General features: G+C 67.4%; 27 protein-coding genes. 17 read left to right on the top strand and 10 right to left on the bottom strand.

What is annotated here, in order from left to right; genetic code table 11:
• Positions 1-3: 3 nt before the first annotated feature.
• Together GGQ59_RS13350 and GGQ59_RS13345 are read right to left on the bottom strand one after the other, a co-directional pair.
• On the bottom strand, positions 4-768 hold the full coding sequence (locus GGQ59_RS13350; RefSeq protein ID WP_183819438.1) for a hypothetical protein: 765 nt from the start codon (positions 766-768) through the stop codon (positions 4-6).
• Between the two features lie 10 nt (positions 769-778).
• Complete coding sequence (locus GGQ59_RS13345) at positions 779-1,792, bottom strand: hypothetical protein (protein WP_183819436.1); 1,014 nt, start codon at positions 1,790-1,792, stop codon at positions 779-781.
• Positions 1,793-2,016: 224 nt separating this feature from the next.
• Between GGQ59_RS13345 and secE the strand changes: the two genes are divergently transcribed.
• Positions 2,017-2,394 carry a preprotein translocase subunit SecE gene (secE, locus tag GGQ59_RS13340; protein ID WP_183819434.1) on the top strand — a complete coding sequence of 126 codons (378 nt, stop codon included), beginning with the start codon at positions 2,017-2,019 and terminating at the stop codon, positions 2,392-2,394.
• A gap of 10 nt (positions 2,395-2,404) precedes the next feature.
• The gene (gene nusG / locus GGQ59_RS13335; protein WP_183819432.1) at positions 2,405-2,941 is read left to right on the top strand and encodes a transcription termination/antitermination protein NusG; all 537 of its coding nucleotides are present in this window, start codon (positions 2,405-2,407) and stop codon (positions 2,939-2,941) included.
• A gap of 223 nt (positions 2,942-3,164) precedes the next feature.
• Here the strand turns inward: nusG and GGQ59_RS13330 are convergent, their stop codons facing one another.
• Together GGQ59_RS13330 and ctrA are read right to left on the bottom strand one after the other, a co-directional pair.
• Complete coding sequence (locus GGQ59_RS13330) at positions 3,165-4,757, bottom strand: DUF1996 domain-containing protein (protein ID WP_183819430.1); 1,593 nt, start codon at positions 4,755-4,757, stop codon at positions 3,165-3,167.
• A 200-nt stretch (positions 4,758-4,957) separates the two neighbouring features.
• Complete coding sequence (gene ctrA / locus GGQ59_RS13325) at positions 4,958-5,650, bottom strand: response regulator transcription factor CtrA (protein WP_183819428.1); 693 nt, start codon at positions 5,648-5,650, stop codon at positions 4,958-4,960.
• A 316-nt stretch (positions 5,651-5,966) separates the two neighbouring features.
• On the opposite strand from ctrA, the gene GGQ59_RS13320 reads away from it, so the two are divergent.
• From GGQ59_RS13320 to GGQ59_RS13310, 3 genes are read left to right on the top strand one after another with little or no spacing between them, the layout of a single operon-like run.
• The gene (locus GGQ59_RS13320; protein WP_183819426.1) at positions 5,967-6,452 is read left to right on the top strand and encodes a YajQ family cyclic di-GMP-binding protein; all 486 of its coding nucleotides are present in this window, start codon (positions 5,967-5,969) and stop codon (positions 6,450-6,452) included.
• Positions 6,453-6,455: 3 nt separating this feature from the next.
• A complete protein-coding gene (locus GGQ59_RS13315; protein WP_183819424.1) occupies positions 6,456-7,178 on the top strand; it encodes an HAD-IA family hydrolase in 723 nt (240 codons plus the stop codon).
• Positions 7,175-7,444, top strand: coding sequence for an antibiotic biosynthesis monooxygenase (locus tag GGQ59_RS13310; protein WP_183819422.1), 270 nt, complete (start codon positions 7,175-7,177; stop codon positions 7,442-7,444). Before GGQ59_RS13315 ends, GGQ59_RS13310 begins: the two co-directional genes overlap by 4 nt.
• Before the next feature lie 48 nt (positions 7,445-7,492).
• On the opposite strand, the gene GGQ59_RS13305 is transcribed toward GGQ59_RS13310, so the two are convergent.
• A complete protein-coding gene (locus GGQ59_RS13305) occupies positions 7,493-8,023 on the bottom strand; it encodes an SspB family protein (protein WP_183819420.1) in 531 nt (176 codons plus the stop codon).
• A gap of 452 nt (positions 8,024-8,475) precedes the next feature.
• On the opposite strand from GGQ59_RS13305, the gene GGQ59_RS13300 reads away from it, so the two are divergent.
• A complete protein-coding gene (locus GGQ59_RS13300) occupies positions 8,476-10,410 on the top strand; it encodes a PAS domain-containing sensor histidine kinase (protein ID WP_183819418.1) in 1,935 nt (644 codons plus the stop codon).
• A 13-nt stretch (positions 10,411-10,423) separates the two neighbouring features.
• Here the strand turns inward: GGQ59_RS13300 and GGQ59_RS13295 are convergent, their stop codons facing one another.
• The gene (locus tag GGQ59_RS13295) at positions 10,424-11,011 is read right to left on the bottom strand and encodes a restriction endonuclease (RefSeq protein ID WP_183819416.1); all 588 of its coding nucleotides are present in this window, start codon (positions 11,009-11,011) and stop codon (positions 10,424-10,426) included.
• 113 nt (positions 11,012-11,124) lie between these two features.
• On the opposite strand from GGQ59_RS13295, the gene GGQ59_RS13290 reads away from it, so the two are divergent.
• The 10 genes from GGQ59_RS13290 to GGQ59_RS13245 all read left to right on the top strand — a co-directional run bounded on the left by GGQ59_RS13290 (position 11,125) and on the right by GGQ59_RS13245 (position 19,427).
• Entirely contained in the window at positions 11,125-11,448 is a 324-nt protein-coding gene (locus GGQ59_RS13290; protein ID WP_183819414.1) for a YbjQ family protein, read from the top strand.
• A 364-nt stretch (positions 11,449-11,812) separates the two neighbouring features.
• Positions 11,813-12,754: an ACP S-malonyltransferase gene (gene fabD / locus GGQ59_RS13285; RefSeq protein WP_183819412.1), complete on the top strand. Its 942-nt coding sequence runs from the start codon at positions 11,813-11,815 to the stop codon at positions 12,752-12,754.
• A gap of 10 nt (positions 12,755-12,764) precedes the next feature.
• Positions 12,765-13,481, top strand: a complete 717-nt coding sequence (locus GGQ59_RS13280) for a dienelactone hydrolase family protein (RefSeq protein WP_221401049.1) — start codon at positions 12,765-12,767, stop codon at positions 13,479-13,481.
• A 9-nt stretch (positions 13,482-13,490) separates the two neighbouring features.
• The gene (gene fabG / locus GGQ59_RS13275; RefSeq protein WP_183819409.1) at positions 13,491-14,228 is read left to right on the top strand and encodes a 3-oxoacyl-[acyl-carrier-protein] reductase; all 738 of its coding nucleotides are present in this window, start codon (positions 13,491-13,493) and stop codon (positions 14,226-14,228) included.
• Positions 14,229-14,333: 105 nt separating this feature from the next.
• Positions 14,334-14,570, top strand: coding sequence for an acyl carrier protein (locus GGQ59_RS13270; protein WP_031553266.1), 237 nt, complete (start codon positions 14,334-14,336; stop codon positions 14,568-14,570).
• A 124-nt stretch (positions 14,571-14,694) separates the two neighbouring features.
• On the top strand, positions 14,695-15,981 hold the full coding sequence (gene fabF / locus GGQ59_RS13265; RefSeq protein ID WP_183819407.1) for a beta-ketoacyl-ACP synthase II: 1,287 nt from the start codon (positions 14,695-14,697) through the stop codon (positions 15,979-15,981).
• Between the two features lie 188 nt (positions 15,982-16,169).
• Positions 16,170-17,021: an endolytic transglycosylase MltG gene (mltG, locus tag GGQ59_RS13260; RefSeq protein ID WP_183819405.1), complete on the top strand. Its 852-nt coding sequence runs from the start codon at positions 16,170-16,172 to the stop codon at positions 17,019-17,021.
• Positions 17,018-17,905: a YicC/YloC family endoribonuclease gene (locus tag GGQ59_RS13255; RefSeq protein WP_183819403.1), complete on the top strand. Its 888-nt coding sequence runs from the start codon at positions 17,018-17,020 to the stop codon at positions 17,903-17,905. The genes mltG and GGQ59_RS13255 overlap by 4 nt, the downstream gene beginning before the upstream one ends.
• Entirely contained in the window at positions 17,902-18,573 is a 672-nt protein-coding gene (gene gmk / locus GGQ59_RS13250; RefSeq protein WP_183819401.1) for a guanylate kinase, read from the top strand. Before GGQ59_RS13255 ends, gmk begins: the two co-directional genes overlap by 4 nt.
• A 77-nt stretch (positions 18,574-18,650) precedes the next feature.
• Positions 18,651-19,427 (top strand): Crp/Fnr family transcriptional regulator, encoded by a 777-nt coding sequence (locus tag GGQ59_RS13245; RefSeq protein ID WP_183819399.1) that lies wholly within the window; start codon positions 18,651-18,653, stop codon positions 19,425-19,427.
• Here GGQ59_RS13245 and GGQ59_RS13240 read toward each other — a convergent pair.
• The 4 genes from GGQ59_RS13240 to GGQ59_RS13225 all read right to left on the bottom strand — a co-directional run bounded on the left by GGQ59_RS13240 (position 19,405) and on the right by GGQ59_RS13225 (position 23,147).
• Positions 19,405-19,818, bottom strand: coding sequence for a TadE/TadG family type IV pilus assembly protein (locus GGQ59_RS13240; RefSeq protein WP_183819397.1), 414 nt, complete (start codon positions 19,816-19,818; stop codon positions 19,405-19,407). The genes GGQ59_RS13245 and GGQ59_RS13240 overlap by 23 nt on opposite strands.
• Positions 19,815-20,294, bottom strand: coding sequence for a TadE/TadG family type IV pilus assembly protein (locus GGQ59_RS13235; RefSeq protein ID WP_183819395.1), 480 nt, complete (start codon positions 20,292-20,294; stop codon positions 19,815-19,817). Before GGQ59_RS13235 ends, GGQ59_RS13240 begins: the two co-directional genes overlap by 4 nt.
• 4 nt (positions 20,295-20,298) lie before the next feature.
• Positions 20,299-21,549, bottom strand: a complete 1,251-nt coding sequence (locus GGQ59_RS13230) for a TadE/TadG family type IV pilus assembly protein (protein ID WP_183819393.1) — start codon at positions 21,547-21,549, stop codon at positions 20,299-20,301.
• Between the two features lie 128 nt (positions 21,550-21,677).
• Positions 21,678-23,147 (bottom strand): helicase HerA-like domain-containing protein, encoded by a 1,470-nt coding sequence (locus tag GGQ59_RS13225; protein WP_183819391.1) that lies wholly within the window; start codon positions 23,145-23,147, stop codon positions 21,678-21,680.
• A 133-nt stretch (positions 23,148-23,280) separates the two neighbouring features.
• Between GGQ59_RS13225 and GGQ59_RS15490 the strand changes: the two genes are divergently transcribed.
• A complete protein-coding gene (locus tag GGQ59_RS15490; protein ID WP_183819389.1) occupies positions 23,281-23,619 on the top strand; it encodes an Hpt domain-containing protein in 339 nt (112 codons plus the stop codon).
• Positions 23,620-23,667 lie beyond the last annotated feature (48 nt).

The following is a 23,667-nucleotide window of genomic DNA, read 5'->3' as shown; positions in this document are numbered from 1 at the left end:
CGGTCAGGTCGGCGGACGACGTCGCAGGACGAAGGGGACGAGCGCCACCCACATCACGGTAATGAAGGCGAACACCTCCGTGGTCTGCTCTTCGCCGCCCGGCAGCTGACCGAACCCGCCGAGCGAGGCGGCGTAGAGGAGAAACGACACGATCGCGACGCCGATCGCCGGAAAGTCCGCCCGCCCCTGCATCTCCTCCTGCGTACCGAAATATCGAAGCGCGACCACGAAGGCGCAGATGATCGCGAGTAGGACGAGCCTGACCGCAGCGCTTCCCTCCGCGATGCTGACGGCGAGGGGGTAGAGCGTCACCGCCTCGACCGGAAAGAGCTTCACGAGGCTGGTGTAGTAAGGCTCCGCGCCCCGCCGCTGCGTCGGTGGGCCTCCCGCCACGCTCCGCCCGAGCGGGATGGTCGTCCCGAGCCTCAGAGCGCCTCGCAGATCGTTGGGCGGGGCACCGGGTGCGGTGAGAGCGGCGATCACCCGCTCGACCGCCCGGCCATACTGGCTCAGCGAACTCTCGTCCGGCGTCAGGCCGTCACCGAGCTGCGTGCCTTGCAGCGCCCGGTCCTGAATACGGGCATAGGCCGGCTTCTCGCGAAGGTCGCCGGCGTGCTCCGCCATGAACCGCTCCCGCGCATCGCCGAGCACCGTACGCAGGCCGAAGAGGCGTTCCCGGAACGCCGTGAACCGCCCGTCCTGCAAGGCCGCCTGAAGCTGGGAGGCGAGGGCGTCCACGCTTCGGACCGCTTCGGTCGCACTCGTCATTCGGGACTCCTTATAGAGGGTTTGCGAGGTTCGCGACGAGGCCGAGGGCGGTCAGCACCCGGTCGAGGTTCCGCCGCGCCGCGGCCTGCCTTACCGCCTCCGAGGGTTCGTCCAAGAGGGCCCGAAGCTCCGCTTGCGCTTCTTCGACGAGACCGATCGCGTCGGCGACGGCGGCCGCGCGAAGAGGACCTTCCGCAGCGGCAGCGCGGGCGGCGAAGATCCGAGCGGCGAGCGCTTCTCGGGCCTGGGGCGTCATGTCCTCGCGGTAGCGGTCGTAGGTCCGGAACAGCGCGTTTCCGTAGAGGTCGTCCGCCGTAGAGGCGCTGCCTCGCGCCCAGTCACGGACCTGCGCCTCGAGGAGGGTCAGCGCCTCGTCGACGACGGCGCCGCGTTCCTCGACGAGGGCCCGGACCCGATCGGCGTCGCGGCCCTCACGAGCCAGGTCTTCGACGAAGGCGAACAGCGCCAGGAGCGCTTGACCTTGGTTGCCGCTCACGGCGTCGGCAGGGCTCGGCAGGTCAGATCCGCCGACGAAGTTGGCGAATCGCCGTGTCTCTTCGAGTTTCGCCGCTGCGTCCGCGAGGAGGGCGCTCACGTCGGTCTTCGGGGCGTCGAGGATCGCGGCGAGCGCACCGGCGTAGTCCGCGATGGCCGTCAGGAGTTCGATCCGGGGCGCGAGCACTGCGCGAGGGCTGGCGCCGAGCGTGATCGGGAAGGCTTCGTACCCGGGGGCCGGACCATCCTCACCGACACACAAGGGGGCGGCGCCGGACGGCGGCAGGGGCGCGGCAGGGATCTGAATGACCAGGGGCGAGATCGGCAGGCAGCTCGGATCGCTCGCGACCAGGGCCGCAGCGGCTTCGGTTCTGCGCGCCTCGATGGCGTCGAAGTAGGCATGCGCGGCCGCGAGCGCATAGTTGCTTCGCTCTGCGACCTCATGACCGGCCTCGAGCCGAGCCGCATTCAGTGCACATGCGCCGAGCGCGGCGCCCATCAAAACGGTATGAAGGACGAGGCGACCCAACCGACGAAGACCCCTAACGTGGCTACGCTCAACGCTACGCCTCTTCACGGGGCGGGTCGAACGCGACCTTCAGGCCCCCGGCCGTCGGATCGGGGGCCGACCCAACCCTTGAACTTGACATGCGCGCATCCCACGCTATCCCCAACCCTCCCCGGAAATGAGGGCTTCCCAACCGCGCCGAGCGCACGAGGGCGGCTGTCCGGGCCGCTAAGTAAGGCGAGGCTATGCCGAAGTCGAAGAACCGCCGGAAGACCGAACAGCGCGCCGCTGCCGGCCGGACCGCGCGTGCCAACGTCGCCGCAGCGACGGGCGCGCAGAACCCAGCCCTCGGCGCCGTGGCACCCGTGCCCGCGACCGAGCAGCCGACGCGAAGGACCGGACGGTCCGAGAGCGGCGCGCGGCCCCGCAAGAAGGTCGGGCCGGTCGAGTTCTTCTCTCAGGTCCGTGCGGAGGCCCGCAAGATCACCTGGACCTCGCGCAACGAGACCCTGATTTCGACCCTCATGGTTCTGGTCATGGTCGTGATCATGTCGCTCTTCTTCTTCGCCGTCGATCAGATCCTGCGGACGGTCGTGCCGCTCATCCTCAACATCAGCTTCTAGGAGGCTGCCCGTGTCCGCCAAGTGGTACATCGTCCAAGCTTACTCCAACTTCGAGAAGAAGGTCGCTGACGGTATTCGTCAGTCTGCCGACGAGAAGGGGCTCGGCGATCAGGTCGAGGAGATCCTCGTTCCCTCCGACACGGTGAAGGAGACGCGGCGCGGCCGCACTCAGGAGGTCGAGCGCCGGTTCTTCCCGGGCTACGTCCTCGTGAAGATGGTCATGAACGATCAGACCTTCCACATCGTCAACAACGTGCCGAAGGTCACCGGCTTCCTAGGGTCGGGGAAGAAGCCTCTTCCCGTCAGCCAAAAGGAAGTCGACCGCATCCTCGGCCAGGTCGAAGAGGGCGAGGCGATGCCCGCGCGTCCTTCGGTTCTCTACGATGTCGGCGAGACGGTGAAGGTTATCGATGGGCCGTTTGCGAGCTTCTCCGGCGTGGTCGAAGACGTAGACGAAGCAGCGGCGCGCCTGAAGGTGTCGGTATCGATCTTCGGTCGTGCGACGCCGGTGGAGCTCGACTACAGCCAGGTCGACAAGGTCAGCTGACCCGCTCGCCCGGGCGCGGCTCTAAGCGCGGCGAAGTCCGCGTTAACCCTCAATTCCGTGATCGGATTTTTGTTGTAGAGCAAGAAGGGCGGGCGTAAGCGCCCCTCATCGGTGTGTGTCACCGCACGTCCTTGCGACGTGGGGGGCGCCGCGCCTCTCCCCCAATACGCGGCGCCCCCAATCTGGCGGACCGGATGTCAATCCGGTCTCGCCTTGTACTGCCTTATAGACCGAGAGTGTCGGTGGTCTCGTCGAGCAGTTCCATGCCGCCGATCGTATCCATCATGGTTTTCAGTCCTGACCCGAACGGCGTGCGGTCGGTATTCTTGTTCAGCACACTGCTGTAGTCGTAGACCTTGACGCCGTTTTCGTCGTAGAACCGGTCTTGAAGCTGGCCCCGCCCGATGAGGCGACCACCCTTCTCTTCCTTGAATTCGCAAGGCCGGGACTGAAGGTTGCAGGCGACCACCCGGTTCATGGACTCTTCGTCCCACGCCGCGATGTAGTCCGCGTGCAACGTGCTCCCCTTCTTCGCGTTCATCATCTTGTCGGACGCGAGGTACCAGTCACTCGTGAACGGCGTGTCGTACACGACGTGCATGATCAGTTCGGGAATGCGGTAAGGGTGGCTCTTGGGGCAGGAGTTGGACGTGCCGGTGTTCCCCGCCTGGTAGGCGACGTTACTATTCTTCACCTTCGCCGCATCGCCAGGCATGTCCTGATAGCGAAGGACCGGCTTGCCGGACCCGTCCACGGCTACGCAGGTCGGGAAGCTCAGGACGAACTTCAGCATGCCTCTGCCGTTGGCCATGCTCTGGATGTAGTAGTCTTCGGCGTTCTTCGTCTGCTTCAGGGCCAACATCTCCAGGCCCTCGGGGATCTTCTTGACCATGCCGTCGGGCAGAACGTCCGGCGTCTTCCCCGGCAAGAAGGTCTTGTAGTACATGAAGACGTTCTCGGGGATCATCACCTCGTTCTTGGCGTTGTAGGCCGCCGGCATCCAATAGGACGATTTGAGGTTCGTTCCGCCCTCGCACGAGCTGCGCGGCGCGGCTTTCAACGATGCGTAGGTGCTGTGAGCGTTCGTGCTCGTGTTGCCGATGAACATGTGCAGGTGCGACTTGCCCGGCTGTCCCGGCAGGACGATCGGATCGTCATAGGCGAAGTGAGAGACAGGGCACCAGACCCGAACGCCGTGATTGCCGCGGCTACCCTTCGAACCCAAGATCATCCGCGAGGATCGGTCGGTCCCTTGCGTGACGGAATGGCGGTTCGTGGCGGACTTCTGCGACGGTTCGGACTGAGGTTCGGACTGCGGTTCGGGGGCGGGTTTCGGCGCGGCGACCACGACGTCGTCGTCGATGCGGACCTGGAACTTGTCGAACGTTCCGAGGTATGACGAGTATCTCCACTCGTCCTTCCAGACCCTGATGTTGTAACGGCAATCTTGAGTTGCCGGGATCGCGAGCTCGAAGGGAGCGTCGTCGTCGTCGAACCGCCAATGGCTGCCGTCTTCCGGCCAGCATTCTTTCGACTCGCCGTAGACCACGTCGACCTGGATCGAGCCGATCGTCTGGCCCTCGTTCGGCACGATCTTCATCCGGACTTTGTCCGTACTAGGAAGCGCGACCTCGTTCCCGTCGGCGACGCGCGTGATCAGACCGCCCGTATTCGAATCGTGGAACTCGATCGATGCGAAGTCCGAGGCGGCCGTCGCCGGCGCAACCGACAACATGGCGAAGCTGGAAAGAAGGCTGGCGCCGCACAAGAGCGGTCCGCGCGGCTTCTGCCGCCAGTAGGGGGATAGAAGTGTCATGAGGCGATGTCCTTGGAGAGAGAACCCTACGAAGGGTCCATCCACACTGGTTGCATCGCGTCGCGATTTTGTGATCCGAATAGGGAAAGTTTGGGGCAGCAACAAAATTTCGTTGATGCATTGATTTCAAACAGAAATCGCTTGGTAACGAAAAAGCCCCGCCGGGGCGGGGCTTTGATAACTCAGATTTGCGGCGTTGCTTAGGCAGCCACTTCTTCCGCCGGGTCGCGTAGCACGTAGCCGCGTCCCCATACCGTCTCGATGTAGTGCTCGCCATTCGTCGCCGCCGCCAGCTTCTTGCGCAGCTTGCATATGAAGACGTCGATGATCTTGAGCTCGGGCTCGTCCATCCCGCCATAGAGGTGGTTCAGGAACATCTCCTTGGTCAGGGTCGTGCCCTTCCGAAGGGAGAGGAGTTCGAGCATCTGGTACTCTTTGCCCGTCAGGTGGACGCGCTGCCCGCTGACGTCGACGGTCTTGGCGTCGAGGTTCACCGACAGCATGCCGGTGTTGATGACCGACTGGCTGTGACCCTTGGAGCGGCGGACGATGGCGTGGATGCGGGCGACGAGCTCGTCCTTGTGGAACGGCTTGGTCATGTAGTCGTCGGCGCCGAAGCCGAGGCCGCGCACCTTGTTCTCGGTGTCGCCGAGGCCGGTCAGGATCAGGATCGGCGTGTTGACCTTCGCGACGCGCAGTTGCTTGAGCACGTCGAAGCCCGTCATGTCGGGCAGGTTCAGGTCGAGAAGGATGATGTCGTAGTCATAGAGCTTGCCGAGATCGACGCCCTCTTCGCCGAGATCGGTGGTGTAGCAGTTAAAGCCGTCGGACTTCAGCATCAGTTCGATGCTTTGCGCCGTCGCGCCGTCATCCTCGATCAGTAGAACCCGCACTCTCTATGCCCTCCGCTGGTCGATACGCGAGGACCCTGGCCGGTGCGGCCTCCCCCGGATCGGTCATCTTCGTGTGCGCACCGTAACGATGATTTACTTTCGTAAAGATTAACGCCGGTAGCGATTTGAGACGGCAACCTCACGCTTCCGTGAATAAGGTTAACGCCTTCGGGGGGCCGGAGGCAAGAGGTTATGCGGCGAAAACTGCCTCGCCGCTGCACTTACTGCTCCGTGTTCGCCAGACGTTCCTCGTTTCGCCTTGGCCGGGGCGGTAAGGCTCGCTAACGCGACGCTGCGTCAGCGAGGCGAACCGTTCATGCCATCCTTCGATATCGTTTCCGAAGTCGACCGCTCGGAGGTCGACAACGCCGTTCAAAACGTCATGCGTGAGATCGGAACTCGTTATGACTTCAAGGGCTCCCGGTCCGAGGTGACCGTCGACGAGGGCGCCATCAAGATCGAGGCGGACGACGACCTGAAGCTCAAACAGGTCCGCGAGATCCTGCAGGGCCACCTCCAGAAGCGCAGCATCGAGCCCGGTCAGCTCGACTACCAGAAGGTCGAGCCCGCCGCCGGGCAGAGCGTGCGCCAGCGCGTCCTCGTCAAAGAGGGCCTCGACAAGGAACTGGCCAAGAAGATCGTGAAGGACATCAAGGCGACCAAGACCAAGTGCCAGGTCGCGATCCAGGGAGACGAGCTCCGCGTCACCGGCAAGAAGCGGGACGACCTTCAGGAAGTCATCGCCCATGTAAAGGCGATGGGGCTGGAACAGCCCGTCCAGTTCAAGAACTTCCGGGACTAAGCCGTGGCGAGGGGCGATCTTGCGGACCCGGAGACCCTTGCCCGTCTTCGCACGGCGCGGGCGGTCATCTTCGACTGCGACGGGGTGCTCGTCGATTCGGAGCGCCTCTTCGTCGACACCGAGCTCGAACATCTCGCCGCCGCCGGCCTCGCGATCGAGCGCGAGGACTACCTCGCGCGCTTCGTCGGCCTTGCGGACGTCGACCTCTTCCCGGCGATGGACGAGGCGGTTCGGGCGGCGACGGGGCAGGCGCTCGGCAGGGCTGCCTTCGATACGATGACGGCGCGAAAGGTCGCCCGGCTCGAACGCGAACTCGAAGCCGTCGAGGACGCGGTGGAGACGGCGAAGGCGCTCGGACTGCCGATCGCGGTCGCGTCGAACAGCGGCCGCACCACGCTCCGTAAGAAGCTCGAATGGACGGGGCTCGCGCCGCTCTTCGGCGAGTACGTCTTCTCCGTCGACGACGTGGAGAACGCGAAGCCCGCGCCCGACCTCTACCTTCATGCCGCCCGCGCGCTCGGTGTCCCGCCCCATGACTGCGTGGTGATCGAGGACAGCGCGCAAGGCGTGCGCGCCGCCGTTGCCGCAGGGGCGATGGCCGTAGGCTTCACCGGCGGCGGCCATGCCGACAGGGGGCTGTGCGACCGGTTGACGGCGGCCGGGGCGCTCGCCTGCGCGAGTCGCCACAAGGACCTGCCGAACCTTCTGCGCGGGGACGCCTCGTGACGGTCCGCCTCGAAGGAACGCTGACCGTCGCCCCCAACGACATCGAGGCGGCGCGTGCCGCGCTGCCTGAACACATCCGTCTGAGCCGCGCCGAGCCCGGCTGCCTCGCCTTCGAGGTGGAGGAACGCGAGGAGGGCGTCTTCTTCGTACGCGAAGCGTTCGAGGATGAGGTCGCCTTCGCCGCCCATCAGGCGCGCGTGCCCGGAACGCCTTGGGCGAAGGCGACCGAGCGCGGAGAGCGCAACTACAGGCGCTGGTCCGACTGACGGCGGAGCGCGGCCCGCGCGCGGCGAGCCGAACCTCGGTCTTGAAGCCTACTTCTTACGGAAGCGGTCGAGGCTGACGACGTCGGCGCCGCCACCGCCGCCGCCGCCACGGGGCGGCGTCTCGTCCGGCCCCTCATCGTCGCCGGGCTCGTCCGCGGCGTCCCGCTCGACCGCGCGAAGGGTCGGAGCCTTGCCCGGCTTCTCCTCGACGAGGGCAGGGGGGTGGAACTGGAGCGCGAAGCTGGCCGAAGGGTCGGCGAACTGCGTGACGGCGGCGAAGGGAACGATCAGCCGATCGGGCCGCCCGCCGAAGTGCAGCGTCACGGCGAAGCCCTCGGCGTCGACGTCCAGACCCTCGAACTGGTGCTGCAGAACGATGGTCATACGCTCGGGGTACTGCGCCATGAGGGCCTTGGAGATCGAGACGCCGGGCGCCTTCGTCGCGAACTCGATGTAGAAGTGATGCTCGCCGGGCGGCATGCCCAGTTCTTGGGTGACCGACAGAACCTGCCGCACGACGCCGCGCAGCGCGTCCTGAGTCATGTAGGCGTAGTCGAGTTCGACGTCGTTCGAGTCCATCTTCAGGCCCTAGCTTGCCCCGTGCGAAGCGTCCAGCGACGCGAAGGCCGGCAGCGTGGGAAACCGCGCAAGGCCGAAGCGGCCGCTCGTGCCGGTCATGGGAAAGTCCGGAGGGAAGTCCGGAGGGCCCAGGCGCGGCTCGCTCCATTCAGAAAGCAAAGCGCGATGCTGTAGCTGCGGGCTGAGAGCGTCCTCGTCCCTCGACCGCGTGCGGCGGCGGCGGCGGCGGAGATCGGCGACTTGGCTCGTGATACGTGGCTGCGGGGGCTACGCCGCGCGGCCTTGCGTGATCTGGCGGCGTATGATGGTCGATCGATCGTTGCGTCGTCGTCGCCCTCGACCGGCCGACCGGTGCTTGTCGTGTTTCCGTGAGCAAGATCATCGCCTAGAACAGACAGAGCCTCTTCGGACCGCCAGGCTGGTCGGCGCGGGGCGTCGTGGTAGGGGACGGGATGGCAGAAAGAATCGGTCCCGCCGACGAGACGGAAATGACCGCGTTGTTCCGCACCTTCGACTGGAGTGGGACTGCCCTCGGACCCGTCGCCGAATGGCCCCAGAGCCTTCTTACGGCGGTAGACATGATGCTCGCTTCCGGGCACGCCATGTGCCTCGCTTGGGGGCCAGAGAAGACCTTCCTCTACAACGATGCGTACGTCCCGATCATGGGTGCGCGTCACCCCTGGGCGTTCGGTGCCACCTTCAAGGAGGCGTGGCCGGAGGTTTGGCCGGAAATCGAGCCGCTCGTCGATGCCACCTTCCGAGGCGAGACGTCGAGCTTCCGCGACATGCCCCTCCTGATGACCCGCAACGGTTATCCGGAAGAGACGTGGTGGAGCTTCTCGTACTCGCCGGTTCGGGACGACCAGGGCGACATCGCTGGGCTACTCAACGTAACGCTCGAGACCACCGGCCGGGTGCTCGCCCAGCGACAGCGCGATGCGGCGAGCGACGAGCTACGGCGGAGCGAGGCGAAGTGGCGCACCATCTTCGAGACTTTAGAGCAGGGCTTCATTCTGGGCGAGTTCATCCGCGACGAGACCGGCAAGGCCGTCGATTGGCGATACGAAGAGGTCAACGATTCTTGGTACGACCTGGTCGGCGTCAAACGAGGCGCCGCCATCGGTCGGACGATACGCGAAGTCTTCCCTGGAATCGAAGACGTATGGATAGGCGGTTTCGCCGAAGTGACCGAGCAGGAAGCGCCCGTCCGCTTCACCCGCCCGGTCGGCTCGCTGGGCCGTTGGTATGACGGGGTCGTTCAGTCCGCCGGGGGGGACCGCTTCACCGCCATCTTCACGGAAGTCACCGAACGGGTCTGGCAAGAGAAGCGCAAGGCGGCCCTCCTCGCGTTGATCGACAGGTTGACGAACGAGACGACCACTGAAGGGATCATAGCGGCGGTGAGTACGGCGTTGAGCGAAGCGCTCGATGCCGACCAGATCCGCCATGACGCCGAGGGCGCGACGGTCGAACCGGTCGCCGTCGACCTCCGCCCTGCCACGTTAGACGCGCAATCGGTCCCCGCTCCGCTTCGCCGGTTCGTCGAGGACCTTCGCGGCGGGCGGACCGTGGTGGTTTGCGACTGCTTCGACGACGAGCGGACGCAGCCGGAAGCCGCAGCGTTCGAGGTTTCCGTCGGCCGCGCCTTCGTCGGCGTCCCCTTCCTGGAGCGCGGAACGCTCGCGGGCGTCCTTCGCGTCGGCAGCCCTCGCCCCCGGCGGTGGAACGAGGACGAGATCCTCTTCGTGCGGGATGTCGGTCACCGCGGCTGGCTCGCGATGGAACGTTTGCGGGTCGAGGAACAGCAGGCGGTCTTGAACCAGGAACTCTCGCACCGCGTAAAGAACACGCTCGGCATGGTGCAGGCGATCGCGATGCAGACCTTCGGCGGCAAAGCCGAGAGCGGCGCTGTCGACGACTTCGGCAGCAGGCTCCGGGCGCTCTCGTCCGCGCACGACATACTCCTGACGCAAAACTGGTCGGCCGGCGGCGTACGCGAAGTCGTCGAGGCGGTGATCGCATCCTTCGAAGGCGCCGATGTGCGCATGTCCGGACCCGAACTCGCGATCGGACCGCGCGCCACGATGTCGTTGTCGCTGCTCGTCCACGAACTCGCGACCAACGCGGTCAAGTACGGCTCCTTGGGCATGACGAGCGGATACGTGATCATCTCCTGGCAGGTGCGGGAGGAGGGTGGCGCCGAGGTGTTGGACTTCGTCTGGAAGGAACGCGGCGGACCCCCTGCGGTCGAACCGGTTCGGCGCGGCTTCGGCTCGCGCATCATCGCGATGGGGCTTTCCGGCTCGGGCAGCGTCGAGCGGCGCTTTGGCGAGGAGGGGCTGACCGTCGAGATGAGCGCCCCGCTCGCCGCCGTTCAAAGCGCCTGAGCGGCGCGGCGGCCTAAAGCCGGACGCCTTTGAGCCTCACCCTTCTCCCCGCCACCAGCCGCTCCAGCGCCTCGCCGTGCAGCACGACGACGCGCCGCGCGCGCCGGTCCGCCTCCAGGCTCATAGGGCCCATATTGCCGGTGTGGACGAACAAGCCCCGCGCCCGTTCCCGCTTACAGAGCCGGGCGAAGTCCTCGATGTGCTCTGGGCGGATGGCGCGGCGGTAGCGTTTCGACTGGATGAGGTAGCGGCGTCCCCTAATCCACGCCTGGCCGTCCGCGCCGCCGTCGCCGGTGTAGCGGTTCGAGCGACGGATGCGGTGCCCCCGGTGGGCGAGGGCGGTGAGGACGACCTCCTCGAACTCGTGCGGCGTGACGGCGCGCAAGTGGTCCATCGTCATCGCGACGTCCTTGCGGAAACGCCTGGCGATCGCGCGGGAGCGCTCGACGTTGAGGGCGTGGCGCTGTTCCAGCGTCAGCTGTTCCTCTTCGGTGCGCGCCGTGCGCCGAAGCAAGATCAGCGCGCAGGCGATCAGGATCGCGGCGAGCGTGGCCGCGACCCGCACCTCCTGCATGCTTGTGAACAACCCGGTGGAGAACATGGGGAGAATGATTGCCGATTCGGCCGAAGGAAGCGTTGCCGACTGCTGATTCGCTTTGCGGGGGTGGCGGCGGCTTCCCAGCTCCGAGCAGCACGTCAGCTTAGGAGCCTGCCATGATCGTCACCACTACCGAGAGCGTTCCCGGCCGCGAGGCGCTCGAACCTTTGGGCCTCGTCGCCGGCGAGGCGATCCTGGGCGTCAACGTCTTTCGCGACATGTTCGCGGGGATAAGAGATATTATCGGCGGCAGGTCAGGGGGTTACCAGAAGGCTCTGCGCGAGGCGCGGGAGCACGCGACCGCCGACATGATGGACGAGGCGCAGCGCCTGGGCGCCGACGCGGTGGTCGGTGTCGACGTCGATTACGAGGCGATCACCACCGAGAAGGGCGCGATGCTGATGGTGTCGTGCAACGGCACGGCGGTGCGGCTGCGATAGGCTCACGGCGCCGTGTCGCTTCGGTCACACACGGCGCGGTTGTCCACATCTGCCCAGGCCTTGCCGCTTTCCGGCCCCGACCTTGCACCACCCCGTAGTGCTCCTCGAAGGCGGGGGGTCACGTGCCTGCGGGTGGCTCGACGGTGATCCTGTTCATCAGGAACCTTGCAACAGCCGGCGTGCCCGAAGCATGGGACTTGGCCTTCGGGGGGCACCTCCCGCCGCGCGTGATCGCACGCTGCGCGGGACCGGCGGGGGCGCGGGAGCCGCCTCCGCCGGACGGGGCGGGCCGCGCTGGCCACCACCCTTGCCCCGCCGCGAGGCTGAGCGCTAACCGGCGCGAACAGTCACGCGCGGAGCCTCCATGACCCCTTCGGGCCACCCCGTCAGCCTCGTCTGCCCCGGCCAGGGCAGCCAGACCCCCGGCATGGGCAAGGCGTTGGCCGACGCCTATCCCGCGGCGCGTGCCGTCTTCGACGAGGTCGACGAGGCGTTGGGACAGAACCTCTCGAAGCTCATGTTCGAGGGGCCCGCAGACGAGTTGACCCTGACCGCCAACGCGCAGCCCGCGCTGATGGCGCATGCGGTCGCGGCCTACCGCGCGCTCGAGAGCGAGGGCTTCTCGGTCGGTCTGCTGCAAAGCGCGGCGGGGCACAGCCTCGGCGAGTACGCGGCGTACTGCATCGTCGGGACCTTTACCTTGAGCGAGACGGCCCGCCTTCTGCGTGTGCGGGGCGAGGCGATGCAGGCGGCGGTGCCAGCGGGCGAGGGCGGCATGGCCGCGATCTTGGGGTTGACGCTGGAACAGGTCGAGGAGGCCGTGTCCGGCACGGAGGCCGAGGTCGCGAACGACAACGCGCCGGGCCAGGTGGTGATCTCGGGACGGACGGACGCCGTCGCTGCAGCCTGCGAGAAGGCGAAGGCGATGGGCGCGAAGCGCGCGCTGCCGCTGCCGGTCTCGGCGCCCTTCCACTCCAGCCTGATGCAACCCGCGGCCGAGGCGATGGCCGAAGCGCTGTCGGCGGTCGACATCCGCGACCCGCGGGTGCCGGTCTTCGCCAACGTGACCGCCGCCCCCGTGCCCGACGACGAGATCAGCGCGACCCTGATCCGCCAGGTGACGGGCCGCGTTCGCTGGACCGAGACGATCCAGGCGATGATCGCGGACGGCACCGGGCTGTTCGTCGAAGTCGGCACGGGCAAGGTGCTCTCCGGCCTCATCAAGCGGATCGAGAAGGGTGCGAAGACGGTCAGCTTCGGCGAACCGTCCGACATCGAAGCGTTCCGCGACGCACTCTCACACTGAGGAAGCCATCATGGTCACGACACGGACAGTCGAGTATGAAGTGGACGGCGAGACCTATCAGGGTCTGCTCGCCGTGCCGGACGGACAGGGGCCGTTTCCCTGCGTCATGATCTGCCACGCCTGGGCGGGCAGGGCCGAGAACGAAGACAAGTCCGCCGAGAAGATCGCGGGCATGGGCTACCTCGCCTTCGCCGCCGACGTGTACGGCAAGGGCAGGCGGGGCTCCTCCACCGAGGAGAACCAGAAGCTGATGGAGCCGCTGGTCTCGGACCGGACGGGCCTGCTCGCGAAGCGGCTCTCCGCCAGCCTGGAGACGATGAAGGCGCAAGACGAGGCGGACGCCTCGCGCGCCGCGGTGACGGGCTTCTGCTTCGGCGGGCTCTGCGCGCTCGACTGCGCCCGGGGCAACCTCGGCGTTGCGGGCGCCGCCGCGTTCCACGCCATCCTCGGCCAGCAGGACAAGCCGCAGGCGGGCGACATCGAGGCGAAGGTCATCGCCTTCCAGGGCTATGACGATCCGATGGCGAAGCCCGAGGACCAGAAGGCCTTCGCCGACGAGATGACGGCGCGCAAAGCCGACTGGCAGCTACACCTTTATGGGGGCGTGATGCATGCCTTCACCAACGAGAAGGCCAACGACCCGGACTTCGGCACGGTCTACGACGCGCAGGCGTCGAAGAGGGCATGGGACGGCTTCGCGCGGTTCCTCGCCGAGCTGTTCGGGTAAGGAGAAGAGATGTTCGATCTGAGCGGGCGCAAGGCCCTGGTCACGGGTGCGACGGGCGGCATAGGCGGCGCGGTCGCAAGGGCGCTTCACGCGCAGGGCGCGACGGTGGCGCTGTCCGGCACGCGGGCCGAGAAGCTCGAAGGACTGGCCTCGGAGCTCGGGGAGCGGGTCTTCGTGGTCCCGGCGAACCTGTCCGACATGGACGCGGCCGAAGGTCTGCCGGGCCAGGCGGCCGAAGCGATGGGCGGGCTCGACGTGCTGGTCGCGAATGCGGGCGTCACGCGCGACAACCTGATGATGCGGATGAAGCCCGAGGACTTCGACGCCGTCATCGACGTGAACCTGCGCGCGACCTGGCGCATGTCCAAGGCCTGCCTTCGCGGCATGATGAAGGCGCGCCACGGCCGGATCATCGCCGTCAGCTCTGTGGTCGGCACGACCGGCAATCCCGGCCAGACGAACTACGCCGCGTCCAAGGCGGGTCTGACCGGCATGATCAAGTCGCTGGCGGCCGAAGTCGCGAGCCGGGGGATCACCGCTAACCTGATCGCGCCGGGCTTCATCGCCACGCCGATGACGGACGTGCTGACCGACGACCAGAAGGCGAAGATCGACGATACGATCCCCGCGGGGCGGATGGGCACGCCCGGCGAGATCGCTGCCGCTGCGGTGTTCCTCGCCTCGGACGAGGCAGCCTACGTGACCGGATCGACGATCCACGTGAACGGCGGCATGGCGATGGTCTGAGTGGGCTTCCGGCCCGCCCGCCTCGCTTGCACGCCCCCCCCTTATCCCTTAAGCGCCGCTGACAACCCCGTCGCAGGACGGCGCACAACACGACCAGGAGCCACCATGTCCGATATCGCAGAGCGCGTTCAGAAGATCACCGTCGAGCACCTCGACGTGGACGCCTCCAAGGTCGAACCGAAGGCCAGCTTCATCGACGACCTGGGCGCGGACAGCCTCGACATCGTCGAGCTCGTCATGGCCTTCGAAGAAGAGTTCGACATCGAGATCCCCGACGACGCGGCCGAGACGATCCAAACCGTCGGCGACGCGATCAAGTTCATCGAAGAACGCAAGAAGTAAGCTTCGCCCGAAGGCGAGGCCCTTCCAGACTTCCGCACCGGTCTCGGTGCCAGCCCGCCGTTCCCTGGACGGCGGGTTTTTGTTATCCCGCATCCCTCACGTCTAGCCGCCCCACGGAGAGCCCATGCTCAAGCGCGTCGTCGTCACCGGCCTCGGCCTCGTCACTCCCCTGGGCGCGGGCACGCGCGAAGCGCCCGTCGAGGGCCCCTGGCGGCGCCTTCTGAGCGGCGAGAGCGGTATCGGACCGGTCACCCACTTCGACGCCTCCGACCTTGCCTGCCGAATCGGGGGGCAGGTGCCGTTGAAGAGCGAAGAGGGCGCGAACGAGGACGCCTTCGACGCCGACGCTTGGGTCGATCCCAAGGAGCAGCGGCGGATGGAGCCCTTCATCGTCTTCGGCATGGCCGCGGCCGACATGGCGCTCGCCGATTCGGGCCTGCCGCTCGGTACGCAAGAAGAGCAAGAGCGCACGGGCGTCCTGATCGGCTCCGGCATCGGCGGGCTCGACGGGATCGCGCAGACGGCGCTGACGCTGCGGGACAAGGGCCCGCGCAGGGTCTCGCCCTTCTTCATTCCCTCCTGCCTGATCAACCTCGTCTCCGGCCAGGTGTCGATCAAGCACGGCCTGAAGGGGCCGAATCATGCCGTCGTCACCGCCTGCGCCAGCGGCGTTCACGCCATCGGCGACGCCGCGCGCCTGATCGCCTACGGTGATGCGGACGCGATGGTGGCAGGCGGCGCCGAGGCGTCGATCTGCCGAATCGGCTATGCGGGCTTCGTCGCCTGCAAGGCGCTCTCGACCGGCTACAACGACACGCCGGAGGCGGCGTCGCGGCCCTACGACAAGGGCCGGGACGGCTTCGTCATGGGCGAGGGATCGGGGATCGTCGTCCTCGAGGAGTACGAGCGTGCCAAGGCTCGCGGTGCCAAGATCTATGGCGAGATCGTCGGCTACGGCCTGTCGGGCGACGCGCACCACATCACGGCTCCCGCCGCGGACGGTGACGGCGGCTACCGCGCCATGAAGGCGGCGCTCAGCCGAGCAGGCCTCTCGACCGCGGAGATCGGCTACGTCAACGCCCACGGCACCTCGACGCCGCTCGGTGACGAGGCGGAGCTTCGCGCCGTGGAGCGCCTCTTCGGCAGCGACGCGGACGGCCTCGTCATGTCGTCGACCAAGTCGTCCGTCGGGCACCTGCTCGGCGCCGCGGGCGCGATCGAGGCGATCTACTCTCTCCTCGCGATGCGGGACGGGGTCTGTCCAGCGACCTTGAACCTCGACGATCCGTCCGTCGAGACGCCCATCAACCTCGCCCCCAAGGCGCCGGTGGAGAGGAAGCTCGACGCCGTCCTCTCCAACTCCTTCGGCTTCGGCGGGACGAACGCGTCCATCGTGATGCGGAGGGTCTGAAGCTGAGCGCGGTAGCGCGGGGGCCCTCGGCGCGCCAGCGCGGGGGCATCCTCAAGACGCTCCTCCTGACGCTTCTCGTCCTCGGGCTCCTCGGCGCGGCGGCGGCCGGTTTCCTGGCCTACCGCGCGAAGGCCCTGGTCCAGCGGCCTTGCCCGAACGCGCCCGAGGTCTTCTGGGTCGAGCGGGGGATGACCGTCTCCGGCCTCGCCGTGCGCCTCGCCGTCGATGCCTGCGGCCTGCCCGAGGCTTACGGCGCCGAACTCTTCCGCTTCCTCGCCCGCTACCGAGCGCTGGCGCCCTCCCTACGGGCCGGCGAGTTCGAGATTCCGCAAGGCGCGAGCCTCGACCAGATTGTTCGGACCCTGCGAGACGCGAAGCCGCTCTTGCGCTTCGTCACCGTGCCCGAGGGCAGGACGACGGCGCAGGTCCTGCGGATCGTCGAGGCGGCGCCGGTGCTGGAAGGCGAGGTCACGCTCGCGCCCGCCGAGGGCGCGCTCCTGCCCGAGACCTACGCCTATGAGCGCGGCGAGCCTCGCGACGCGGTGGTGCGGCGGATGATGGAAGCCCACGACGCGGCGCTTGCCGAACTCTGGCCGGGCCGGGCCGAAGGCTTGCCCATCGACACGCCCGAGGAGGCCGTCGTGCTGGCCTCGATCGTCGAGAAGGAGACTGCCCTCGCGGCCGAGCGGCCCCGCGTCGCCGCCGTGTTCGTCAACAGGCTCAACAAGGGCATGCGGCTGCAGTCCGATCCGACGATCATCTACGGCCTGACGGGCGGCGAGCCCTTGGGTCGCGGCATCCGCCTGTCCGAACTGCGCGGCGAGACGCCTTACAACACCTACGTGATCCGCGGCCTGCCGCCGACGCCGATCGCGAACCCGGGCCATGCGAGCCTTGCAGCCGTCCTCAACCCGGCGGAAACGGACGACCTCTACTTCGTCGCGGACGGCACGGGCGGGCACGTCTTCTCGTCCACCTTGGCGGAGCACAACCGGAACGTCGCCAAGTGGCGGCGGATCGAGCGGGAGCGGCGGCAATGAGCGTACGGTCGATGACGGGTTTCGCCGAGGGGGAGGGCGCGTCGGGCGCCTTCGCCTGGCGCTGGACGCTGCGCGCCGTGAACGGGAAGGGCTTCGACCTGAAGCTGCGACTGCCGCCGGGCTTCGAAGCGGCGGAGCCCGCGCTTCGCAAAGCGCAGGTCTCGTTGAGCCGCGGGAACGTCTCCGCGACGATGAAGCTCGAGCGAAGCGAGGCCGCATCGAGCCTTCGCGTCGATCAGGACGCGCTGGACGCGGTCGTCGCCGCGGCGATGGTCGCGCGGGCCACCGCGAAGGAGGCGGGGCTCAAGCTCGCGAAGACGCGGCCCGAGAACCTTCTCGGCATGGGCGGGAGCTTGCGGACCGGGCCCGAGGCCGAGGCGCCGACCGAAGACGACCTTGCCGCCGTCCGCGCGAGCTTCGCCGAGGCGGCAGCCGCGCTCGCGCATGACAGGGCGCGCGAGGGGGCCGTGCTGGCCGAGGCGCTTCAGAATCATCTCACCGAGATCGACCGGCTGACCGGCGAGGCAGCGCGGCTGTCCGAGGCCGCGATCCCCGCGCTGCGCGAGCGGCTGGAGCAGCAGGTCCGGGCGCTGCTCGAAGGCGAGCTGCCGAAGGACCGGATCGCGCAGGAGGCGGCGCTCCTCGCCGTGAAGGCCGACGTGCGCGAGGAGACGGACCGCCTGCACGCGCACACCGAGGCGGCGCGTGCCCTCCTCTCGGAAGGCGGTCCGATCGGCCGCAAGCTCGAGTTCCTGGCGCAGGAGTTCGCGCGGGAGGCGACCACGCTGACGACCAAGGCGTCGACCACCGAACTCAAGCGCGTCGGCCTCGACCTCCGCCACGTGATCGACCAGCTTCGCGAACAGGTGCTCAACGTCGAATGACAGATACCCCGCACACGCCCGCCGCCCCCAATGCCGGGATCGCCCGGCGCGGCATCCTCTTCGTCATCTCCAGCCCGTCGGGGGCCGGAAAGACGACCCTGACCCGGCGCCTCTTGAAGGCGGACGACGAGGTCGAAGTCTCGGTGTCCTACACGACCAGGCCGCCGCGTCCGGGCGAGACGGACGGCAAGGACTACTCCTTCGTCGGCATCTCGACCTTCGAGCGCATGCGGGACGAGGGCGCGTTTCTCGAGAGCGCGAAGGTCTTCGGCCACTATTACGGCACGCCGCGCGCCCCGGTCATCGACGCGATCGAGGCGGGGCGGGACGTGATCTTCGACATCGACTGGCAAGGCGCGCAGCAGCTCGCCGAGCGGGCACGGGGCGACCTCGTCACGGTGTTCATCCTCCCGCCCTCCCGCGCCGCGCTCGAGGACCGGCTGCGGCGCCGTGCGCAGGACTCCGAGGAAGTGGTCCGGAAGCGGATGGCGCAGGCGGACGCGGAGATGTCGCACTACGCCGAGTACGGCTACGTCATCGTCAACGACGATTTGAGCCGTGCCGAGCGTCAGCTGCACCACATTCTGGGTGCCGAGCGTCTGAAGCGCACCCGGCAGACGGGGCTCCGCGCCTTCGTGCAGAAGGTGATCGGAGAGCAGGACGGGTGACGCCGGGTGCAAAGCGCGTGTGCCCCGCCGCCTTGTTTGCTCTATCTAAAACCCGCGAGCCTGGAAGGAGATAGGGAATGCCCTACGACGCCGAGCCCCTGCGGCGGCGCTTGAACGTCTTCGAGACGATCTCAGACGAAGCCAAGCGCGCGCTCATGGACGTGCTCGGCCCGACGAGCAACGTACGCAAAGGCGACCAGTTGCGGCAGGTCGGCGGACCGGCGGTGGAGTTCTGGATCGTCGAGCAGGGCTGGTTCTTCGACTGCTCGACGCTCGGCGACGGTGGGCGACAGGTCTACACCGTCTATCAGCCCGGCGACGTCATGGGCCTTCAGGACCTCGGCTGGGAGGTCGCGGTCTGCGACACGGTCGCCGCGACGGACGGGGTCATCGTGCGGATCGGCAAGGACGACTTCAGCACGGTGGTCGCGCAGCATCCCGCGCTCGCCGCCTACTTCCTCACCTACGGCATCTACGACCATACCCGGATGATCGACAGGCTGCGGGTCGTCGGACGGATGGAGGCGGTGAAGCGTGTCGGGCACTTCTTGCTGCAATGCTTCTCCGACCAGGCGGACCCGGACGGCCTGCCTCGGGCGGGGCGCTTCCACCTGCCGCTCGATCAATCGGTCATCGGAGACGCGGTCGGCCTGACGAACATCTCGGTAAGCCGGATGATGAGCGAGCTCGAGAAGCAAGGCCTAATCGATCGGTCGGGGCGGAGCGTACACGTACCGGACGTCCCGGCCCTCGCGAGCTTCTCAGAGTTCACCGAGCGCCGCCGCGCCGTGCCGCTGTCCTGGATGCTGGCGGGCATGCCCGAGGCGGACCCTAACCGTCGACCTGATAGTTGATCACGGGCGCCCGACCCTCGCCGTGCAGCGTTACGGTGAGGCTCGACAGAGGCGGGACGACGTAACGGTAGGGCATCTGGGCGGACAGGACCCAGTAGGTCGTGGTGCCGATCTCTTCCTGCGTGATCTCGGTCGTCACCGCCTCGCCGAAGGAGGAGACGGCGGCGTCGAGACGCGCATGGATCTCCGCTTCGGTCGTCGTCGGCTCGATGAAGACCGTCCGGGCCGCGTCGCGCACCGCGGTCTCGAAGCTGTTCCGGACGAAGTGCGCGTAGCCGATGTCGAAGAGGCAGAACATCAGTAGGAAGATCGGCGGCAGGACGAAGGCGAACTCGATGCTCGTCACGCCGTCCTCGGCGGTCCGGACCCGTCGCCATAGCGAGCGCCTCATCGGGTCTGAACCGTGATGGTCGCGCCGACGGGCCTGTCGTCCAGAAAGATGCCTTCGTAGCGCCGCAGCGCGGTGATCGTCATGAACGCGCTCGGCGGCAGGCTCGTGGCCGAGCAAAGCGTCGTGCAGCTCGACGCCGCCGAACCGCAGCGGCAGGTCTGGACCACCGTGAGGCAGGTCTTGTCCGGTTCGCACATCCCGTCGTTCCGCATCGAGCCGCTTTGCGTCTCTTCGAGCGTCGCGAGCGTCGCCGCCTCCACCGCGTCCTCGTCGTGGACGTTCATCATGATGAGCTGCGTTCCGGTCCTTAAGGCATGGTCGAGTTGCATCCGCGAGGTGCTGGCGAAGCCGAGGTCGAAGATCGACATCAGCGCCATCACGAGCAGCGGGACGATGAACGCCGCCTCGCTCGCGGCGACGCCGTCCTGGCGGCGGGCAAACGACGAAAACCTGGCGGCGAAGGAACGCTTCCGCATCGGATCACTCCACGATCAGAACGACCTGCGAGGTCTCGGGCGCTTCGAGTCCGAGGCCGGTGCAGTCCGAGCCGAAGTAGCTGTTGCCGGTAAACTTGACGGTGTTCGCGATCAGCAGCGTGCACGCCCCGGGCGAGGCGACGTTCGTGCCCTCGAACTCGACGCGGCTGGCGGGAAAGTAGAGCGCGCCCGTGAACGAGGTGGCGCTGTTGCCGTTGAGAACGTGCTCGGCGCCCGACGCGTCGCGGTCGCCGAACATCACGATGCCGAACATCTCGTCCGCAGGGTCGGTCGGCGCGGTGATCTTGACGTCGGCGCCGCCGTTCATGTCGATCTCCGCCCCGTTCAGGAAGACGAGGGTGACGCCCTCGCCGCGCAGACGGGTGCCGGCGTTCACCCGCACGTCGGCGCCGTTGAAGATGTAGGTGCCGGGCTCGAGCGTCAGGTCGCCGTGGATCGTCACGTCGCCGCAGACGGTGCCCGGCGAAAGCGTGCCGCTGCCCTTGAAGCCGCTCTCGAGCGCGCTGTCGCACCCGTTCGGCTGCGGCATGATCCGCTTGCGGAAGGGATCTGGCGTCAGGCGCGCGCCTTCGTAAGCCCGGGCGCAGTCCGTAAGGGTCAGGGAGTTGTGCTCGCCCGTAATGCCGCCGACGGCGGAGGCGCAGTCGGCGACCACGTTGGTCGCGCCGCTGAAGTCCATCGCGTTCGAGGAGATGGAGTTGGCCGCGAGGTCGCAGCCTGCGACGACGACATCGGACGAACCCTGGAAGGTCATCGCCGAGGAGGCCGAGGGGTCGAGCGCGAGGACACATGCAGGCCGTTGACCTGCGGTCCGGGCGACGGAGCGCGCTCTTAGCGTGATCGTTTCCTCGTGGAAGAAGACCTGCGTGAACATCCGGGGCAGGTGGGTGACGATCTCCACCTCGACCGCGCTGTCGTCCCCGGCGAAGGCGCCGGCGGCGGGGGGCGTTGAGATGTAAGGCGTATCGCTCGCGGCCGGGTCGAAGCCGCTCTCGACAGCGGCGCTCTCGGCAGCCGCCCTGATCTCGTCCTCATCTCGGCCCTGCGCCATCTGCGCCGCGGCGGAGTAGGCGGCGGCGTCCGCCGCGTTCTGCAAGGTGCGCTCATTGTACTGCCAGTAAGCGACCTCCGTACCGAGGGCGCAGAAGCCGAGCAGTGCCGGAAGGCTGAGCCCGAAGAGCACGGTCACCGAACCCCGCTCTGACTCCTCGAAGGGGCGTAGCTTCTTGAACATAAGCACTCCACAGCGGCCCCAGCCTCGCTGCGGGAGTTTTCAACCGGTGATGGCTTCGCAAGAGTAAATACCCTCGGGAGAATACTCGGCGTCGCGAGAATACCTTATTCCCGCCACGATCGGCCCCGTCAGCGCCGGCGCACCGTGCCGAAGATGCCTCGCACGAGTTCACGCATAAGCGTGCTCGTCGCGGTCCGAGCCGCCTGAGCGATGACCTTCTCCGTGGTGGTCTGCCGGCTGCGGCTGCGGCTGCGGCTGCGGCTGCGCGGTTTGGCCTTGGTCCGCCCCTTGCGCGCTTCCTCCTTCTCCACGCGTTCGGCCGCCTTCTCGGCTCGCGCCTTCAGCATCTCGAAGGCGGATTCGCGGTCCACCGCCTCGTCGTAGCGGTCGCCGAGGCCGTCCTCGCGGAGAACCCGCCCCCGTTCGGCCGCGGTGAGCGGACCCAGGCGAGAGCTTGGCGGGCGGATCAAGGTTCGTTGGACGATGCCCGGAACGCCCTTCTTCTGAAGCGTCGAGACAAGGGCCTCGCCGGTGCCGAGCTCGGTGATGACGTCCTCCGCCTCGAAGCCGGGGTTCGGGCGGAAGGTCTCCGCCGCGGTCTCGACGACCTTCCGCTCGCGCGGGGTGTAGGCGCGCAGGGCGTGCTGAACGCGGTTGCCGAGCTGGCTCGATACGGAGTCCGGCACGTCCATCGGGTTCTGGGTCGCGAAGTAGATGCCGACGCCCTTCGACCGGATGAGGCGTACGACCTGCTCGATCTTCGACAGGAGCGCCCTCGGCGCGTCGTCGAAGAGCAGGTGCGCCTCGTCGAAGAAGAAGACGAGGACGGGCTTTTCGGGATCGCCGATCTCGGGCAGCTCCTCGAACAGCTCGGAGAGCAGCCAGAGGAGGAAGACGGCGTAGAGGCGCGGCGTCTGCATCAAACGGTCGGCGGCGAGGACGTTGATGACGCCGCGGCCTTCCTCGGTCCGCAAGAGGTCGTCGAGGTCGAGCTTCGGCTCGCCGAAGAAGCGGTCCGCACCCTGATCCTCGAGTTGCAGGAGGCGCCGCTGGATCGCGGCGACGGACGCAGGAGAAACGTTGCCGTAAAGCTGGCTCAACTCGGCGCGGCGCTCGGCCACGCTGACGAGAAGGGCACGCAGGTCCTTCAGGTCGAGAAGCGGCAGCCCTTCCTCGTCGGCGACGCGAAAGGCGAGGGAGAGAACGCCCTCCTGCGTGTCGTTGAGCTCCAGCATCCGCGAGAGGAGGAGGGGGCCCATCTCGGTCACGGTGGCTCGGACGGGGTGCCCCTTCTCGCCGTGGAGGTCCCAGAAGGCGACGGGGAAATCCTCCGCCTCGTAAGGGACGAGGCCGATCGTCTCCGCCCGGGCATGCAGGAAGTCCTTGTCAGCGCCCGGTGCCGCGATGCCCGACAGGTCGCCCTTCACGTCGGCGACGAAGACCGGAACCCCTTCGCGGCAGAACCCTTCGGCGAGGATCTGCAGCGTCACGGTCTTTCCGGTCCCCGTCGCCCCCGCGATCAGGCCGTGGCGGTTCGCCATGCGGAGGTCGAGGGTGACCGGCTCGTCGTCCGCAGCCCCTAGGAACAAGGTCGTCATCGCAGCTTCCTCCACGCCCGAAAGCCGTAAGGTTTCGTGCTTCGCCCGACAAGACGAGAGGGAAGAGCAAGGCCGTGTTAAGCCAGGCCTGTTACAGCGGCACTTGGGCAAGAGGTCCGAAGGAGCAAGTTCCGTGGCGCAGCAACTGATCGATCTCGACCACCTCAATCGCTACGTGGCCGGTGACCGTTCGCTTCGCGACGAGATACTCGCAATCTTCGAAGAGCAGGCCGAGATGTGGACCCGCATGCTGGATCCGCAGGCCGAGGACACCGCCTGGCGCGACGCGGCGCACGCGCTGAAGGGCGCGAGCCGTGGCGTGGGCGCCTGGGAAGTCGGGCATATCTGCCAGGCGGCGGAGCACCTGATCGGCGAGCAGCGCGACGACGCGGAGCGCATCCGGATGCTCAAGAGCTTGCAGGGCAAAGTCCGCGAGACTATCGCCGAGGTGCGCAGGCTTCGCGATCTCTGAAGGCCGGACACGGCGAACGTGATCGCTTGAGCGGTTAACGCCCCCTTC

Source organism: Parvularcula dongshanensis (genome assembly GCF_014199615.1).
Lineage (GTDB): Bacteria > Pseudomonadota > Alphaproteobacteria > Caulobacterales > Parvularculaceae > Parvularcula > Parvularcula dongshanensis.
This window is presented reverse-complemented; position numbering and strand designations above follow the sequence as displayed.